The organism is Aliterella sp. E5.1, assembly GCF_057473825.1.
Window position 1 is genome coordinate 35,458 of the sequence record NZ_JBYCCV010000008.1, and the last position, 18,389, is coordinate 53,846.

The 18,389-nt window shown below is 42.0% G+C and carries 16 protein-coding genes; 3 read left to right on the forward strand and 13 right to left on the reverse strand.

Annotated features, from left to right (window positions below):
* Positions 1–80: 80 nt before the first annotated feature.
* From AC2VE5_RS05055 to clpB, 7 genes are all read right to left on the reverse strand, one after another.
* Entirely contained in the window at positions 81–659 is a 579-nt protein-coding gene (locus AC2VE5_RS05055; protein ID WP_486886685.1) for a pilus assembly FimT family protein, read from the reverse strand.
* A 39-nt stretch (positions 660–698) separates the two neighbouring features.
* Positions 699–1,688 (reverse strand): PulJ/GspJ family protein, encoded by a 990-nt coding sequence (locus tag AC2VE5_RS05060; protein ID WP_486886686.1) that lies wholly within the window; start codon positions 1,686–1,688, stop codon positions 699–701.
* 89 nt (positions 1,689–1,777) lie between these two features.
* Entirely contained in the window at positions 1,778–2,488 is a 711-nt protein-coding gene (locus tag AC2VE5_RS05065; RefSeq protein ID WP_486886687.1) for a hypothetical protein, read from the reverse strand.
* A gap of 24 nt (positions 2,489–2,512) precedes the next feature.
* On the reverse strand, positions 2,513–7,237 hold the full coding sequence (gene hpsA / locus AC2VE5_RS05070) for a hormogonium polysaccharide biosynthesis protein HpsA (RefSeq protein WP_486886688.1): 4,725 nt from the start codon (positions 7,235–7,237) through the stop codon (positions 2,513–2,515).
* 558 nt (positions 7,238–7,795) lie between these two features.
* Positions 7,796–8,032, reverse strand: coding sequence for a 50S ribosomal protein L28 (gene rpmB / locus AC2VE5_RS05075; protein WP_486886689.1), 237 nt, complete (start codon positions 8,030–8,032; stop codon positions 7,796–7,798).
* A 102-nt stretch (positions 8,033–8,134) separates the two neighbouring features.
* Positions 8,135–10,114 carry a molecular chaperone HtpG gene (htpG, locus tag AC2VE5_RS05080; RefSeq protein WP_486886690.1) on the reverse strand — a complete coding sequence of 660 codons (1,980 nt, stop codon included), beginning with the start codon at positions 10,112–10,114 and terminating at the stop codon, positions 8,135–8,137.
* A 124-nt stretch (positions 10,115–10,238) separates the two neighbouring features.
* A complete protein-coding gene (clpB, locus tag AC2VE5_RS05085; RefSeq protein ID WP_486886691.1) occupies positions 10,239–12,878 on the reverse strand; it encodes an ATP-dependent chaperone ClpB in 2,640 nt (879 codons plus the stop codon).
* Between the two features lie 187 nt (positions 12,879–13,065).
* Between clpB and recN the strand changes: the two genes are divergently transcribed.
* Positions 13,066–14,796, forward strand: coding sequence for a DNA repair protein RecN (recN, locus tag AC2VE5_RS05090; RefSeq protein WP_486886692.1), 1,731 nt, complete (start codon positions 13,066–13,068; stop codon positions 14,794–14,796).
* On the opposite strand, the gene AC2VE5_RS05095 is transcribed toward recN, so the two are convergent.
* On the reverse strand, positions 14,785–15,339 hold the full coding sequence (locus AC2VE5_RS05095) for a DUF2808 domain-containing protein (protein ID WP_486886693.1): 555 nt from the start codon (positions 15,337–15,339) through the stop codon (positions 14,785–14,787). The two genes, recN and AC2VE5_RS05095, sit on opposite strands and share 12 nt — an antisense overlap.
* Positions 15,340–15,527: 188 nt before the next feature.
* Here AC2VE5_RS05095 and AC2VE5_RS05100 point away from each other — a divergent pair, with 188 nt between their 5' ends.
* Positions 15,528–16,025 (forward strand): DUF4149 domain-containing protein, encoded by a 498-nt coding sequence (locus tag AC2VE5_RS05100; RefSeq protein ID WP_486886694.1) that lies wholly within the window; start codon positions 15,528–15,530, stop codon positions 16,023–16,025.
* 115 nt (positions 16,026–16,140) lie between these two features.
* On the opposite strand, the gene mazE is transcribed toward AC2VE5_RS05100, so the two are convergent.
* From mazE to AC2VE5_RS05125, 5 genes are all read right to left on the reverse strand, one after another.
* Positions 16,141–16,308, reverse strand: a complete 168-nt coding sequence (gene mazE / locus AC2VE5_RS05105) for a type II toxin-antitoxin system MazE family antitoxin (protein WP_486886695.1) — start codon at positions 16,306–16,308, stop codon at positions 16,141–16,143.
* Positions 16,309–16,343: 35 nt separating this feature from the next.
* The gene (locus AC2VE5_RS05110) at positions 16,344–16,727 is read right to left on the reverse strand and encodes an endonuclease domain-containing protein (RefSeq protein ID WP_486886696.1); all 384 of its coding nucleotides are present in this window, start codon (positions 16,725–16,727) and stop codon (positions 16,344–16,346) included.
* A 160-nt stretch (positions 16,728–16,887) separates the two neighbouring features.
* Entirely contained in the window at positions 16,888–17,187 is a 300-nt protein-coding gene (locus AC2VE5_RS05115; RefSeq protein WP_486886697.1) for a TMEM165/GDT1 family protein, read from the reverse strand.
* Between the two features lie 4 nt (positions 17,188–17,191).
* The gene (locus AC2VE5_RS05120; protein WP_486886698.1) at positions 17,192–17,515 is read right to left on the reverse strand and encodes a TMEM165/GDT1 family protein; all 324 of its coding nucleotides are present in this window, start codon (positions 17,513–17,515) and stop codon (positions 17,192–17,194) included.
* Positions 17,516–17,657: 142 nt separating this feature from the next.
* A complete protein-coding gene (locus tag AC2VE5_RS05125) occupies positions 17,658–18,032 on the reverse strand; it encodes a YkgJ family cysteine cluster protein (protein ID WP_486886699.1) in 375 nt (124 codons plus the stop codon).
* A 140-nt stretch (positions 18,033–18,172) separates the two neighbouring features.
* Between AC2VE5_RS05125 and psb30 the strand changes: the two genes are divergently transcribed.
* Positions 18,173–18,304, forward strand: a complete 132-nt coding sequence (gene psb30 / locus AC2VE5_RS05130) for a photosystem II reaction center protein Ycf12/Psb30 (protein ID WP_106370593.1) — start codon at positions 18,173–18,175, stop codon at positions 18,302–18,304.
* The last annotated feature ends 85 nt before the right edge of the window (positions 18,305–18,389 follow it).

Here is an 18,389-nt window from a genome sequence, read left to right on the forward strand (position 1 = left end):
GTGAATGAGTAGCTTACTTATTTAGGTTTCATGCTTACTTAAGTAAGCTATTTATTTTTCAAAAAATTATACTAACAAAATTAGTCATCGGTAATACTACTACTAATACATTTAGCATCTTTATCCCTACGAAGTGCGCCTAGTATAGTAGATATAATTACGCAGCGTTTAATACCATTAGGTTCATTGCGTACTATTAAAGTAATTTTGCTTAATGATGATGGATTAACACTGCCATTATATTCAAACTGCATTCGATAGTAACCAGTCTGACTTGTATTATTCAAAGTTGTATTAGTCGTATTTATAGCAATAGTTCTACTATTTTCTCCACCCAGAGTTTGCCAATTTGTAGCTTGGCTGCAACTAACAGTAGGATTATTTACAGGTACAGCACGAATAGCCCATAAAACTTTGGTGCTGTCATCACGAAAGCAAGTTTCCCAAGGAGTTTTTTCTTTTCTAGCATTAGCTTGGGCGCTTTGCATAGCTGTTAAAACTTGCTCTTGAGCATTAGTTAAGCGCTGTCGATTGATTAAACCTATATAGCTAGGACCTGCGATCGCTGCCAAAATCCCAACAATAATAATAACAACTAGCATTTCTATCAGGGTAAATCCTGATATGGATTGGTTTGGGATAATTGGCTTCTTATTCATTCTATTTTTGTCCTATTTATCAGGTAATTTTAGCGCTCGCTATTGCGGAGGTACTTTATCAATAACTCCACGAGTTATCACTTGGGTTTGTAAAGTTGGCAGCAAATTATTACTCACATTGATAATTCCCCCATTATTTGTTGTAGGATTGCCCCTTAGAAAAAGACATACGTCCTGATTGAATCCAAGGGTATCTGCTTCAGTTCTGACATAAGCAAAAAAGCTGTTATTGCGACTGGTACTTGTGGTTGGAGTACGTTTATATTTAGGGGGAGCGCAGGAATTAGAATTATTATCAGGATCGTTAAAAGCACGATTATCAGGATCGTCTACAAAATCAACTAAAGCCGGAATGTTGCTTGGTGCTATAGGGCGAGAACTTTGCAAGTTATTACCTGCACCGTCTTTGGGCCAATTTTTAAAATTAGTAGTTTGTTGAGCAGGGTCTACATATCCTGTAGATAGAGCTAAAGTATTTACACTTATGTATTTACGTAATTGATACCGTCTAATTACAGATTTTCCTTGCCATGTTGTTGAAGTCGGGCTATTTCTTGCTTGCAAGTAGACTATTAGGGTATATGTATTTTGCCTGTTCCTAAGAGAATTACATTCATCTTTTTTGAGCGCGTCTGTAAAACTATTACAAGTAGCAGCAGTAGGAAGAGTTTGACTTTGTTGATTGATAGACTCAGACTTCCAGAAAGCCAAAATTGGCTGATATGCTGTATTAAAGGCTGGAAGATAATCTTTAATTTTGTCAAGATCGTCGTAGACGTACACTGCTTCTCGCAAGTCTGAAGCTATATAGTCTAGTGCTGTTTGCATATCGGCTTGAGTTTGATTGCGCGCAGACTCTTGTTGGTCGGTTTGTAGTAACTGTACAACCATGTAAAGCAGACTCGACACAATAATCCCTGCCATTATGATTGATACTAAAAGTTCTACAAGAGTAAACCCTCCAGCTTTATATTTCCCCGAAGAAAGCTCGAACCGACTTAATAATAGGTTAAAAAATCTTGTACTCATTGTATTTTTTTTAGCTTAACTTGAGAAATTTCACTACTGGTTCGGCTAGAGGTTCTGTTTTTAGCAACTAAAGAAAAAGTCAATTTTGCTTAAGGACTAGGTGGTGTTAACACTTCCTTATACTTGTCAAAAGATTCTTTTAAGTCACTCCGCGTAAGCTGAGTATAGAGGACAGACAAAGGGCGTTGTCCTTGAGATCCTTCTCCTGATGTAAAAGTTAAAGGAGCAGGCTCAGTTCCTAGAGTTCGGGAACTTTCAAACGCCCTATAGCTGTAAACTCTTACTCCCATCTGAAAAGTGATACGCCTAGTGTCTGTGTTATTGATTGCCTCTCCCGCGTCTCGGAAAGTTTGAACTACAAAGTCGTAAATGCCATCTCGATTCACATCTACTCTTAAACCTTTAGTAACGGTCATATCAGCTCGATTGTCTGTATATCCGCTACTGCTACTATTTGGAGCCTCTGTCTTGCTAATGCCGCCTGTAGGTGGAGTTGTGGGAGCTTTAGGTAAATCTGAGTCCTGATAATCGCCTCGTTCTAGCATGACTCGTACTCTATCAACTTCAGCTTGCGCTAGTTGAAAAGCTTGTTCAGCCCTTTGATTTTGCACGCGAGTAGCTACAGCTAAAAGAACTGGAGGTGCTATGAACGCAAGCGTTACAGAGGCGACTACCATTGCTACCAAGCACTCTACTATAGTTAGCCCCTGCTCTGAACTTTTGACTGGGGATGGCTTTGCTAAAGTATGACCGTGAGAATTTGACGGCATTAGATAAATTTGGCGGAATAGAGCCAGCACTTTTTTGTCTCCTTAAAGTTAGGGTTAGGAACAGGCAGCAATAGGATCGATTTTTGTTGGCTTACTTGACCCTAATGGGGTAAAAGTAGCACAGCGTAACTTTTTGATGTATGGGTCTTCTACTGGTAACTCGCGGTAGAACTCACTACGAGTATTGCCACTGGTGACAAAGCGTTTGGCAGCAGGTCCGGCTGGGGCGTATTGCAGTCCTACGTCATAACCCCAGCGACGGTTGGGTGGGTTGTAATATCCTATGTATTCGTTGCTAGTGCTGGGCAATGAACTTGGCTCCCAAGCATCTTGATCAAAAGAACCAGTGGCGGAGGTACTAAAATTCAACTGCAAGAAAGCGCCAGAAATGTATAGGTTCCTTTTATTATTGCCATTACCCCAGTCTTCATTAAAACGAGGGAAGTTGTGGAGTCCTCCGTATGACTGCCCAGCCCGTGAAGGTACAAGACCGCTAACAATAATGGCATTAACACGAGTTTCAGATGCTAAGAACAAATCCTTGTTTCTGTTAATATTAGTTTCAGAAAATGGACGGTATGCCAGCTTTGTTTCACCAGACGGCTCGTTGCCATACTCCCGTATGTTAGCTGACGGACAAGGAACAGCAGCAACTCGGCAATATAGGGGATAACCGTTCTTAGAAACCATAACGGGTAAAGTGTTGCTGACATTAAAGTCTTCACGAACCCAATATCTTACAGATCCACTAGCGCTAACCTGTGTTAAGGGACGGTTTTGGTTTTGATAAGAAGTATTACTGATGCTAGCTAATGAGGTAGGTGTAGGAAGTGGTTTAGTAAAGGTGTCCTCGACGTTGCCATCTAGGTAATTGCCCGAAAGAATTGTAACCCCATCAGCCAAAATTTCAACGGGTCGCCAAGTATCTTGAGCGGGGACAGCAAACCTAGGCTCTAGATTTGTACGACCAGTGTAGAAGTTAGGGTTATTACTCCAATCATCGCCAAGCTTTTGAGTAAACTCTTCAATTAGATTGTTAGTAGTTTCATCTGTACTATGCAGGTTTAAATTGCCCTGAATGTAGACAGGATTATCAGAAATAAAGGCTAAACCTTTGTCAGATGTGACACCAACACGTCTTACACTTGCCCCATTTCTGAGACGGAAACCGTAAGGGCGGCGGTCTGGGTCGGCGTAGTAGTCAACGGCTTTAGGGCTGATACCATTGTTGCTATTTATTGGTGGGTCTTGAGGAGTATTGACATTCATGCGGTAGCTAGCAGTTGTTGGAGCGCTTGCGTAAGTAGTCCAAGCAGCAGATGGCGAGCCAGTAACAGAACGTGGTCGAGCAATGTCATCTTCCCGCACTGCATCTTCACGAAAAGCATAGACAAGACCTTCACCAGCAGGTAGCCAGGTGTCATTTACAACCTTATTTCTCCGCAGCATATCGAGGTCAATGTTGAGTACCCGCACATTCATCATTTCCCGACCATTGGAGAGGGCAGTATCTAAAAAAGGAATTGCAGCTTGACTGCCATTTGGTAACGTGATTTTGTTTGGTGCATTAGTGAAGACGGTTCCAGAAGTAGCTGTTGGCAAACACCAGTTAGTATCGGTACATCCTGCTGTCAGGTTTTGAGTCTTTGGTCTGAGTAGAATTCCTGAAAAATCGTCAGGATTTGCTGTACTAAGGACTTGATAATTGTAGGTACCATTAACACTGGTTTGTGTAATGTACTGGTTTAGCTCAGTCGTTACCCCATTTCCATTTAGATCCTGTAGGTCACCAATATATGGTTCTGTGTTGGGCTGTGTATGGTTATTACCGCCAGTAGGTATATCATTATTACCATCATGGTCGTGATTAACTTTAGGAAACAGGTAATAAAGCGATGGATACTTAGGCTGATCTCCCAAAGAGCATAAAGCTAAGGCTAATCCTGTTAGCTGCTTTTCTGGGTTTACGCCTAAATCCGCTTTAAGTTGATTAATTTCCGAGCTACTACATCCAACTTTGAATTTGAAATCTCCTTCACCTGGTACCTTCACTTCAGGTAACTCAATACCAGGTTGACCATTTAAACTTCTTGAAGTAAAGCCAAAGGTGCGATCGCGATCTGTTTGAAATAATGTCAACAAAAGAGTCGCTCTTTGGATTAACTCTCTTCCAGTTGCATTATTACCCAAGCCAGGATTATTCTTGAAGGCTTTAAAGTAATCTGCTCCTGTAAATTGTTGGTAATAACTAGGATCGTAAGGAGAGGCATTGCTATTGACGAATGCTGGGCAATTATCCGTTGTAGTGGGTGTAGTATTATTAAAGTCACAAAGACCGTTAGCTCCTTTGCCTATCTCTCCATTGCCATTACTAGCTGTACCGTCTACAAGTTGAAATAGCTGTGTACCCAAAGCCCCTAGACCTGAACTGCCATTATCAGATGCAATAGCAGTATAAATGTCTTTGTAATTTTGAATATTATATGCCAACATACCTAAAGTGCCAGCAGCCGTATGAAGAGTAGATTTATCTGCAATACTGAGATTGCTATAAGTTGTACCTGCATCCAACTTGCGGATGACTCGCCGCAGATTAGAATAATTCCCCCACATAGTTAACTCAGGAAAGGGGTGAACAATTTTTGAACCTTGCGTTTCTTGAAATGCTGGAAAAGCACCATCAGGATCGCCTGCAAAATAAGCTAAGTTAGTTAAAGCTTTTCTCAGGGAACTTGTGCTACTGTTAACCAAACTTGCAAAGGTAGATTCACTTTCTCCTGCTCCTGGCACTACCTCAAATTCCCATCCATTAGTTCCTTGGCTGAAGGTAGTATCCTGAAGACCATCTCCATCAATATCCACTGCTGTACTACCTAAAAAATCAATATTAAGAGTATTTGTCAGACTTTCGTTTCTAAAAGTTGCGCTTTGCTTAATACTCTCAGATGTTCCTGGGTGAGCCGTTGTTGCTAAAAATGCAGTTGGGAAATAGCCGCCATTTTTTTCGCGGTGATAAATAGCTGTAGCTTGAACTGCTGCTATGTTGTCACGCAGCGTTCGCTGCTGTCGCTGTTCGTTGGTAGCTGTTGCAATAGGAGGATTAAGTGGATCTGTGCCTGTTGCACCCCAGCCGAAGGTATTGCCTAACTCTAGCCTTTGTCCTACGATTATCCGCAGTCCATCTGCACGGGCGCGGCGTTCCCAATAACCATCTAAACCAACATCTTCTGAGTTTGGAGGGTTGTCGTTTGTGAGCTTATTTACATTATCAGCAGTTACACTCCCAGTAGCAGCGATTTCATCCCCAATTTTGCTTCCGCTTGGTATTCCTAAAACACTACTGTAGCTAGGTTTAGGTCCATAGCGGTTATCAGCCCGATATGTATCATCAACGTAAGGCTGAGGTGAAGTATTGTTGAAAATTCGTTTCTTTGCGACCAAATCTCTATTTGTCCAGTTGGTATCCCTTGACCAAGAAGTTAATTTACGGTGCTTAGATTCATTGTTCGTAAATAGTGCTACTGGATCTAGAGAAATATCTTCAATTAAGCTACCTGAACTTTGTGCGATCGAATCTGTATCTTTATTCAGTTTAGTATTGGTGTTAGTAACTGGCGCTTGTCCTAACCCATTGAATAGGTGGAAAGTTGATTCATCCCCAAATGAATTATTGTTAATGCGACCTGAGACGATTTGTCCTTCATAATTATCGGTTTTAGCAACAGTAACTTCCGAAGCGTCCTGAGTATAGAAACAGGAATTGTAGGAACTGAGCATATAGCTAGTCAAGCGCTGGCTTTGATCGCTTCCGAGAGACTGGTTGCCACCTACAATTAGGTTGCCCTCTGTGTGCATAGCTCCGTTGGTATTGAAGCTAGGACCTGGAAAGATTTCTAAGTCATTACGAAACCAAACGCCCCACTTATTACCGCGATCTACTTGTCTATCTTGCTGTAACTCAAGAGTGGTCACAGTTCTGTTGACAGCATTATTATTAACGACAAAAGCGTCAACCTGAAAATTTTTACGCAAACTTGTATTGTTAACCGGATACCAACCTTTTTCTGGTATTCGACTTCCAGTTACACAGTTAGGTGAACTAGCTATGGAACCAGCAATAGGACCGTTGCGAACAATTAGGTTGTTAGCTTTTTGTTGATCTGTACTGTTAATATTTACAGCACTTGTGCCAGTGACAAATTCGGTATTAAGCAGAATGGAGTAAGCAATTTTTGGATCTTTATCATCTATCTTTCCATCGCCATTGATGTCATTTTGAAAAACCCAAGCGTTGTCTGGCGTATCATCTTGGTTTAAGTCCAAGCGTGTCTCAAGAGGAAAAGTATAAGTATCTCCTGTAGTATCCTTCGTAATCCCACTACTGCCATCATTTAGCATCATGCTCAACAGCACCTCACTTGAAGGTACTCCACTAGGCAAACGGGGGTCTTTTTTGAACAGGTACTCTATCTTTGCTTTAGCACGGTCAATGGCTGGTGTTGCTGTATTATAAATAACTTTTTGTTCGCGTTCGCCGATCACTTGAGTTGTACGATTTAAAGTACGAAACAATAAAGCACTAACTACCAAGGTTGCAACCAATAAAACCAAGACAGTTGTTGGCAACACAAAGCCAGCCTTGGAAAAACGACGTTTTTTACCTACAACAAACAAGTTACGCAGAAATGCTTTTATTGACCACTTATAAAAAATGCTAAATAGCTTCCAAATTTTTTTAATTAGATTTTGCTTGGGCTTAACTCGCTTATAAGGTGACATGACTGCTTTCCTACTAAAAATTGGAATGTTTTGCTGTTAATAATGAGAAAAATGTTAATGCAATGCGCGGTAAAGCCTTAAACTCAATAAAACTAAGTGTTGTTATAAGTTTTTATACTTTTGTAAATGGAAATAACTAACTGTCTAACTATTTTTTTAGCAGTTAAAACCTTTGTTAAATATGGGATAAATACCAGTTTTATTATATTGACTGCTACGACGACTTGCGTGTTATTACTGGCAACATAGATTTTCGCTCTAAAAATACGTATGTTTTAGGCGGCAACTTAATTTTGCAATTAAAAAATAATTATGAATATCTTGTTGAGATTAGCTTACCCAAAACCGAGCAAAAAAGTAACGCACGGGAGCTAATTTACAGCAGTTCTCATTCCGATAAAGTACAGCTTTAGGATTTAATTACTGTGAGGTCATGCTTAAGGTGTACTGCACTCAAGTGCGAACCGCTATAAAATTACTTGCTAGAGCTAATTTATGAATTAGGGCTAATGGTTGCACAAGTAGGAGCATACACCATTAGCCCCAAGTAGCGATAACTTAATAATGATTGAGGTTGATTCCGGCTTCTTTTGCCATTGCTGCTATACCTCTACTGTTTAAAGTTTTGATTGCTTTAGTGGAAAGCTTGAGTCTTACCCAGCGATTTCCTTGACTCCACCAAATACGTTTCCATTGCAGGTTGGATTCTTGGAGCTTTTTGGTGCGGCGGTGAGAGTGAGAGATAGCAAAGGCGTTATTGGCTTTTTTGCCTGTCAACTGACATATGCGAGACATAATGGGTTGTAATTTTTAACTAAAGTGCAGTCTCTTATTGTATCGGTACTTAGGAAAAAGGCGATCGCATTTACAAGAAGTGCGATCGCCTATCAAAGTAAATTAGCTACTTGCAGCGCGTTCTGTCAGGCGAGTTAGTACCTGGTTGGAACGTTCGACAAAAGCATTCATTCCTTCTGCGTCAAAGCCTTTTTGCGCCATCAGTGCTAAGTCGTAGACGTGATGACAGATTAGGTTTGCAAGTTCGGCGGAAGGGGAAGATCCATCGCCAATTGCGATCGCGCCTTGGTTGAGATTGACCAAGTTTTGAATCAGGGGATGAGTAGTATTGATGAGCAAAATATGCTCGTCTGGAAATTGAGCGGTTTGTTGCTGCATCATGGCGCTCATATCCCGCATCCGCCGCAAAAATTCGGGTAATAAAACAATTGCTGGTGGTGTTCCTTGGGGATTGTCGGACTTTATAGCTTCGGTGCGGATGGTGACTTTGGGTTTATTGATGGCTTGCTCAAATATCTCCTTAATGATTTCGCTGCGGGTTTTGTTAGTCTTGGGATCGACGATTTCCGCAGGTTTATCTTTTTCTAAGAGGCTTTCGTCAAGATCGGAATCTACGCGAGAGAATTTGACGCTAGAGTATTCTTGCTCCAAAAACGAGATAAAGTGCGTGTCAATAAAGGAGTCCATAAACAGGACTTCTAAACCTTGGCTTTTGTGCAGTTCGATATAAGTTGCTTGGGTGGCTTCGTTAGTGCAGTAAAAAACGCGATTTTCGTGACGTTCCTTATTGCGTTCTAGGTACTCCTTGATCGTGGTGTATTGAGGACTATTTGGGTCGGCTTCTGGCGTTGGGTTAACCTCTTGCCAAGCATCATCCTCGCCACTTTGAACTTGGACGCTGGGGGTTGGTTCTTTTGCTGCTACTTCGTAGGTAGTGCGGTAGATAATGATATCTTCAACTTGCTTTTTGAACTTCTCATCGTTGAGAGCGCCAAATTTGGCAAAAGTACCGATATCTTGCCAGCTTTTGATATATTCAGCGCGGTTATCGCGGTACAGTTCTTTGAGTCTGTCGCCAACTTTACGAGCAATGTAGTCTGCTATTTTTCTAACAGTGCGATCGCTTTGCAAGGCGCTACGAGATACGTTAAGAGGGATATCAACGCTGTCAATTACTCCCCGCATGGGTAGCAAAAAGTTGGGGACGATTTCTTCGCAATGGTCGCTGACAAAGACTTGATTGCAAAATAGTTTAATCTGCCCCTTAGTAACGTCTACATCCGGTACTAATTTGGGAAAATACAGGATGCCATTGAGCAAGAAAGGATAATCGGTATTGAGATGAACCCACAATAGTGGTTCTTCTTGAAAAGGATAGAGGTAGCGGTAAAACTCCAAATAATCCTCTTTAGTTAGGCTGCTAGGAGAATCGCGCCAAGGTGCTTTTTGACGATTGATTACTTCGCCATCTAACTTGATGGGTACGGGAAGAAAATCGCAGTAAGTTTTTACTAACTGACGGATACGAGCGGTTTCGGCGTATTCGCCTTCTTCTTCCTGCAATGTCAGAGTAATAGTCGTACCGCGTTGGGTGCGAGATGACTCCTCTAAGCTAAATTCTGGGGAACCGTCACAACTCCAATGGACGGCTTGAGCGCCTTCTTGGTAAGAAAAAGTATCGATTTCGACTTTTTGCGCCACCATAAACGATGAATAAAAGCCAAGTCCAAAGTGACCGATAATTGGCTGGTCAGATTTGCCTGCGTACTTTTGGATAAATTCTTCGGCGCTCGAAAAAGCTACTTGATTGATGTACTTTTTCACTTCTTCGGCGGTCATGCCAATCCCGTTATCGGTGATGGACAAAGTTTTTTGCTCTTTATCTACAGCAATAACAATTTCTGGTTCGCCAGCGTCGCCGTTGTATTCTCCAGCGCGGGATACCATTTTTAGTTTTTCAATGGCATCTACGGCGTTAGAAACAAGCTCTCGTAGGAAAATCTCGTGGTCTGAGTAGAGAGATTTTTTGATAATCGGGAAAATATTTTCAGTATGGATACTGATTGTGCCTTGTTCCAGCATGGGTTTTAGATGCAGTGATTATTTAATTAAGATTTTAATCGGTGTGTAAGAAGATGGTTGGTTTGTGGGTAGTTAGCGATCGCCGAGTTACAAACCATACCTTTTCGAGCCGTGCGATCGCCTTTTATTTCGCTAATTTAGCTTTTTTAGGCAAGCTCACAGGCATTTGGCGATCGAAGGTCAAACTACTATCTGCATAATCAACAAAAATAGTATCGCCCTCGGTAAAGGTATTTTCCAATAACTTTGTAGCTAGAGGGTTTTCAATTTGCCTTTGAATCGCCCGTTTGAGCGGACGAGCGCCATATACGGGGTCATAACCTGCTTCTGCTAAAAAGTCTAAAGCGGTAGATGATAATTCTAAGCTAATTTTTTGGTCGGCTAAAAGATTCATCACGCGCTTGATTTGGATGGCGACAATTTGGCGTAATTCGCTGCGGTTGAGGGTGTGGAACAGAATAATGTCATCAACGCGATTGAGAAATTCCGGGCGAAAGTGCGATCGCAAAGCGTCTAATACTTTTGTCTGCATTTGTTCGTATTTGCGATCGTCTCCCGCTACATCTAGTATGTGTTCGCTACCGATATTACTTGTCATCACGATTACAGAGTTGCGAAAATCTACCGTCCTCCCTTGAGAATCAGTAATCCGCCCATCGTCTAACACTTGCAACAAAATGTTGAAGACATCGGGGTGCGCTTTTTCTACTTCGTCTAGTAGCACGACTGAATAAGGACGACGGCGCACCGCTTCCGATAATTGCCCGCCTTCTTCGTAGCCTACATAGCCTGGAGGCGCTCCAACTAAACGCGATACTGAGTGTTTTTCCATGTATTCAGACATATCCAAACGCACTAAAGCATCGTCTGCATCAAATAAAAATTGTGCTAAGGCGCGGGCTAACTCAGTTTTACCTACTCCGGTAGGACCCATAAAGAGAAAGGAACCAATCGGACGGCCGGGATCTTTCATCCCTGCACGGGCGCGGCGGATGGCTGCTGCAACCGCTTCTACGGCTTCAGTTTGACCGATTACTCGTTGGTGCAAATGGCTTTCTAGTTGGAGGAGTTTTTGCCGCTCAGATTCTAGCAGGCGATTTACAGGTATACCAGTCCATTTCGCTACTATTTCCGCGATATCGCCTTCGGTTACTTCTTCGCGTAGGAGAGTTGAGCCTTGAGTTTGAATTTCTAATAACTTCGCTTCTTTGGCTTCGCGTTCGTGCTGGACTCCTTCTAGTTGTCCGTACTTCAACTGTGCGGCGGTATTTAAGTCATAGGCGCGTTCGGCTTGCTCAATTTGAACTCGCAGGGAATCTTCTTGTTTTTTTAAGGTACTAATGGCATCTAATATCTGTTTTTCGCCTTGCCATTGGTTGTTAAATTCCTGCTGTTTTTCGGTTAAACTAGCAATTTCTTCCTGAATTCGGTCTAAGCGCTCTTTGGTAGTTGTGGCGCGTTTATCTTCTCCAGCTAAGGATAGTTTTTCCATTTCTAGCTGCATAATTCGCCGATCAATTGTTTCTAATTCTGAGGGCTTAGAAGTAATTTCCATTTTTAGCTGGGCGGCGGCTTCGTCTACCAGATCAATCGCTTTATCGGGCAAAAAGCGATCGCTTATATAGCGATTAGACAACGTAGCGGCGGCTACTAGCGCGGAATCGGTAATTTTGACACTATGATGCACTTCGTAGCGTTGTTTTAAGCCGCGCAAAATAGAAATTGTTGTTTCGACCGTCGGTTCCTTGACATATACTTGCTGAAAGCGGCGCTCTAAGGCGGCATCTTTTTCAATATACTTGCGGTACTCGTCTAAAGTTGTTGCGCCAATACAGCGCAATTCTCCCCGCGCCAGCATGGGTTTGAGCAAGTTTCCCGCGTCCATTGTGCCTTGACTTGCGCCTGCACCTACAACGGTATGCAATTCATCGATAAATAGCACAATTTGCCCGTTAGATCCGGTAACTTCTTTGAGTACCGATCGCAAACGATCTTCAAATTCGCCGCGATATTTAGCCCCAGCAATCAAACTCCCCATATCTAGCGAAATTAATTGCCGATTTTTGAGAGATTCGGGAACGTCACCGTTAATTATCCTTTGGGCTAACCCTTCCGCGATCGCTGTTTTACCTACTCCTGGTTCGCCAATAAGTACGGGATTATTCTTACTACGCCTTGACAATACTTGAATTACCCTTCTTATTTCTTCATCTCTACCAATTACGGGGTCAAGTCTGCCAGTTTTTGCTTGTTCAGTTAAATCTCGCCCAAACTTTTCTAAAGCTTGGTAGCGCGATTCGGGGGTTTGATCGGTGACTTTTTGGCTACCTCGAACCGCTTGAATTGCAGCTTCTAATTTTGCAGTGTCGAGGTTAAAAGTTTTGTACAAACGACGACCAATGCGATCGTCTTGAACTAAACCTAATAGTATATGTTCGATGGAGATAAACTCATCTTCCATCTTCGCTCTAGCTGCCTCTGCGCGGTCGAGCAAGAGGTCTAAACTGCGCCCTAGGTAGAGTTGTTCGCTTTTGCCAATTTTGGGCTGGCGCTGGGTAAAAGCATCGAGTTGTTGTTGAAAGCGGCTAAGTTCGATCCCGGCTTTATTTAAAATGCGATCGCCCAGTTCGTTCGGTTCCAACAATGCCAATACTAAATGCTCTACATCTAGTTGTTGCTGTAAGTAACTCCGGGCTATATCTTGGGATTTTACAATTGCGTCCCAGGCTTTGTCTGTGAACTTGTTAGGATCGGTAGGCTGCATTTTGAAATATTTTTAAGTTGGCGATAGTAATTTGTCTAAAAATTGCCTGTACATCAACAGTTTAATCTTTATTGTTTAGCAACGATGCACAAGTATATATGTACTATGCTAGGAAGTCACACTAAACTAAGAGTGTCTATCAAACTAACAATTTTTGGCATCTAACCTTACGGTGAATTAAGTTTTTATGCTGCTATCCCTTGCAATTGAAAATTTTGCTTTGATCGATCGGCTAAATTTGGAATTTGGCGCTGGTTTGAACGTACTGACTGGCGAAACGGGTGCGGGAAAATCCATTATATTAGATGCGATCGATGCAGCTTTGGGAGGCAAGGTTTCTAGCCGCGCTATCCGTACAGGCTCAAATCGGGCAATGGTAGAAGCTACGTTTAAGTTGAACCGCTCTTTGGCTGCATGGCTAGTAGAGCAAGAAATTGAGCTAATTGATGAAGAAACAGTAGTTTGCAGTCGAGAAATGAATGCTCGTAGTGGTAGTCTCCGCAGTCGCACGCGGGTAAATGGCGTATTAGTCAATCGTCAGGTAATAACGCAACTGCGAAGCTTGCTAGTAGAAATTACCGCTCAAGGGCAAACCGTACAAGTAGGACAATCAGCACAAGTTAGGCAATGGTTGGATCTTTATGGTGGAGAAGCACATTTTAAAGAGCGGGAAATTGTCGCCAAGCTGTTTGCCGATTACGGGGAAGCTAAGACAAACTTAGAAAAACGCCGCCAAGGCGATCGCCAGCGTTTGCAGCAATTAGACTTACTTAAGTATCAATCACAAGAATTAGGAGCAGCAAATTTAAGCGATCCTGATGAAATGGAAGCTTTAGAGCAAGAAAGTCAGCGTCTTAGTCACGTGGTGGAATTGCAACAGTTGAGCTACAAAGTCTATCAAGCAGTATACCAAAACGATAACGATGGTTTGGCGGCGGCGGATTTATTGGGAAACGCGGAAATAGTTTTAACAGATATGGTGCAGTACGATTCTCAATTGCAGCCATTGGTAGATGCGATTTCTGAAGCTTTAACTGCTGTTGGAGAAGTCGGTAGACAGATACACGTTTATGGCGATGCTTTAGAAGCCGATCCGCAGCGATTGGCAGAGGTAGAGGAGCGAATTCGCGAATTAAAACAAATTTGCCGTAAATATGGACCTACCCTCGGAGAAGTAATTGCTTATTACGATCGCGTCCAAACGGAATTAGCAGAAATAGACGGCGGCGAACAATCGATTGAAGCTTTGGAACAACGGGAACAAGTTTGCTATACCAAACTCATGCAAACAGTAGATAGGCTTACTAAACTACGTCAAACTACCGCCGCACGGATGGAAGAAAAGCTACTGATCGAACTTAAACCATTGGCAATGGACAAGGTACAGTTTGAAGTTGCCATTGAACCTACTACAGTTTCAGCTATGGGAGGCGATCGCATTACCTTTCTATTTAGCGCCAATCCTGGCGAACCGTTGCAACCGCTTACAGAAGTTGCTTCTGGTGGAGAAATGAGCCGCTTTTTATTAGCTTTAAAATCTTGCTTTTCCAGCTTAGATCCGGTAGGAACTTTGATATTTGATGAAATTGATGTCGGGGTATCGGGAAAAGTTGCAAATGCGATCGCCGAAAAGTTGCATCAACTAAGCGATCGCCAACAAGTTTTATGTGTTACTCACCAGCCTTTAGTTGCAGCAATGGCAGATACGCACTTCCGCGTTGATAAACAAGCCCTTGATACCTCTACCGATACTGATATTCGGACAGTGGTGCGAGTCAAAGCCTTAGATAATTTTTCTACTCGCCGGGAAGAATTAGCCACGTTAGCTAGTGGACAATCTCAAACGGAAGCGATCGCCTTTGCAGATTCTTTGCTAGTTCAAGCCGCCCATTTGCGCCAAGGGAAGTTAGTCAAATAAATCGCCGTAAAATTGCAGCCGTCCATAGCCCATAAATTGCCCAGCCGTTTTTGCACCCGCCGGGAAAGCTTTGACACCAAACAAGTAAACTCCCGACGAAAAGGGATTTTGCACTGGACGCAAACCAATAGTAATTGTTTTTCCTGGAGCGATCGGCGGGTCAAATACTACAGTGACAGTCCGCGTTTTTTTGTCTCTCGTAACTTCGCCCAAAGTAATGTTTTCTCCCCTGCGTCGGCGCGTCCCTACAAATGCACGAGTATCATCTAGATCGAAACGGATATTATCTACACCCTCATGCTGATTAAACGTAACTGTTTGCAAGGGTTCTCCAGCTTTTTCCGGTAGATCGATAGTGAAATAATAAGTTGCACCCCAAGCATTGATGTCTTTTAATGTCGTGGTACTTTCTACTAAACGGGGCTGTTGCACAAAAGACACAGTTCCATCTCTCAACTGTACCGATTGCGCGAGTTCGGGTGTAATTACGGAAATACTTGCAATTGCTACCATTGCAGCTAAACTTGTGCGGCGGATTAGCATAGAAAATTAATTAGGTTGCTTTAAAAACTGCGATCGCTAATTACTTTTAATCTAGGCAATTGTTATCAATCTTGGCGAGAGTTAACAAAACTTACGGCTTTTCACGGGTTTACTTTAAAAAATATTTCGCAGTTGTTACTAACAAAAATAGTTAAGTTAAAAATATAAAATACATCAGAGGAAATTATATGACTGCTGTTTCTAACCTGCAAATAAAGCGATCGCCTTGGCAAACCATTGTTTTATTAACCTTGGGTTTATGGCTGGGTGCAAGCTTAATTTTAGACTGGGTAATTATGCCTAGTTTATATGTGTCAGGGATGATGACTCAAGCAGGTTTTACCTCCCCAGGTTATCTAATTTTCTGGAATTTCAATCGGATTGAATTAGTAGCGGCAGCTATAGTATTAACTAGTGTATTAGCTCTAAATAAAACAGCGTTTGTCAGCAATAACTGGCGGCGCGGTGCGGTAATTTTGTCAGGACTAATGTTAGTTGTAGCTTTGACTAATGCCTACTTTTTGACTCCGCAAATGTGTGCTACTGGAGTACAACTAAATTTATTTGAAACTGTTGAAGTTCCAACCACGATGAACAACTTGCACGTTGCTTATTGGCTACTAGAAGCAATTAAGTTGGCGGTGGGTGGTACGCTTTTGGGCTGGTGTTTTCGTCAAGAAGCTTAAGAAATTTTGAACTATATTAATCATTAAAAAAGCCTTTCATTACTTGATGAAGGGCTTTTTGCTGTAGAGGTGCTACTCTATCCATATTTCTCCTCGCTTATAAGTTAACGTCCCGTTAGGCATTTAAACCATCTTTCACCGCAACATCCCACGCGGATATCTCTTGTTGAAACTCTAGATCGTTGGCTTGTTCTGTATAAGCAGCTTCTAGCTCTTGCATAAAAATTCTCCTTTTCTCTTTCCAAAGAACTTCGTTTATAAAGCTACTGCGATCGCACTTCATCCGTATTTTCCAATTTTCCTAATTCTCCCCCCTTTTTAAGGGGGGTTGGGGGGGATCAACCGTTCAATCTCACCACAAACACTCTCAAAATCGCCTAAAACCTGCTGATTCGTGTATCGGATTACTTTTAACCCATAACTTTCCAAGCGCTGAGTTCTTTCTTCGTCGTAATCTTTTCCCTGTTTTGTATAGTGACTCTCGCCATCAACTTCAATAACTAGCTTGAGAGGGGGACAATAAAAGTCAACAATAAAATAATCAATCGGTCTTTGGCGGAAAACTTTGAAATCGAAAGTTCTTAAATATCCATACCAAAGCTTCTTTTCGGCGGGGGTCATATTTTGCCGCAGTTCTTTGGCTTTAGAAATTAAGGCGCGATTGTAGGGAAGATGAAAGTCACTGGTGCTGAGGTTTGGCATCGATCCCCCCCAACCCCCCTTAAAAAAGGGGGAGAATAATTAATTATTAAATCCAATTTGTCGTCTTTTTCTCATTTTCTGTGATCGCTTTACAATATCAATTTAGATTTGAAAGTGGGTGAATTTTTAAGATAAATGCGTAAATGCGATCGCAGTTCCATCAATCTTGATCTAAAACAGTTTCACTATCGCTTTTAGATAGCAACAAACGAATCCCTAAAATAGCAAACCCGATCGCGGCAATTAATTTCACGGTACGCACAGGCAATAATTCTGCCATCCATTCTCCAGCAATTACCCCAAGCAAACTGGTTAATACGAGCGCAGTAGCAGTACCAAAAAATACAGCGCGGGGTGAAGATGATTGTCCGCTAAGAGCGATCGCTGCTAACTGACTTTTATCGCCTAATTCAGACAAAAATACGGTAACAAAACTCAGTCCTAGCAAATGCCAATCCATATTTTTAACCTACAATTACATCCCACAACAGCGTTGCGGATATTAATAGCAAACTAATACCTGCGGCTATTTCTATAGTTTTGGGCGTAAAACGACTCGCAATCGCGCGTCCCACTATTACCCCTAATAAGCTAGTTGTAACTAAGGCTGCACTTGCACCTAAAAATACTACCCAAGGATTTTGAGATTCTGCACTCATAAGCAAGGTTGCTAACTGAGTTTTGTCGCCTAATTCAGCCAAAAATATTGTCAGGAATGTAGAGCCAAAAATTGCCCCAATAGAGGAGCGGTTGCGCTCCGGTGCTGTCGCTACAAGTGGTTTTTCCAATGTATTGACTGAATAAGGGGCAGCATCAAGTTTCACGAGTCATTAGGTTAAAGGACAAAAATTTCTCATATTCTTTTCATTTTCTCGGTAATTGTTACAAAAATCAACCACTTTGCACTTTTCTTAAGGAAAAACACGTTATCTACAATTTGGGAGGCAAATCTAGACTTATGCCTACCGCACTCTCAAATCGCAGCATTTCTAGCGACAAATCGCCATAAACTCCAGTAATTTGTTGTTCGCAGCATTCGATCGCAAAATCGTTTAGTTCTTCTGGTTCTATGCCGTACATATCGGCAAATACCTCTGCTTCTACGCGACAAAAACGCGGTCTATCAGCATAAATCCGACATTCGCGGGCGATGCGATCGTAGTTGACGCACCAGCCATCGGCTCCTACCATACTGAGATATAGCTCTAATTCGTCTGGTAAGAGGTACTCATCTAAATCTGGGCGATCGCTCGCATCTAGATGACAGCAGGCTCCACATTGCTTGACGCATTGCCAGGTTGCCATAATTTAATAGTTGTAGTTTTTGTTATTATTTATTATAGATTTGTTAACTTACTTTAATAGAGCGATCGCTCTTCGGGGTAAGATAGGGTGCGGATTTTGTAGCGCATTTACAGAATTGTTTGGGTCAATTTGGAGGAAAAATGGAATCATTGTTTGATGGATTAAACAGCATTAATTGGCTAGTAATTGCTCAGTTGGTTTCCGTGGGACTAATTATGATTTCGGGACCAGTGGTAATATTTATTCTTGCCTTTCGCAACGGCAACCTGTAGAAGTCAAGGGCGGAAGCTACAGAAATTGGCTATTTGGGGGATACAAAGAGTACCCCCTAATTATTTTCAACTAACTTAAAAATCA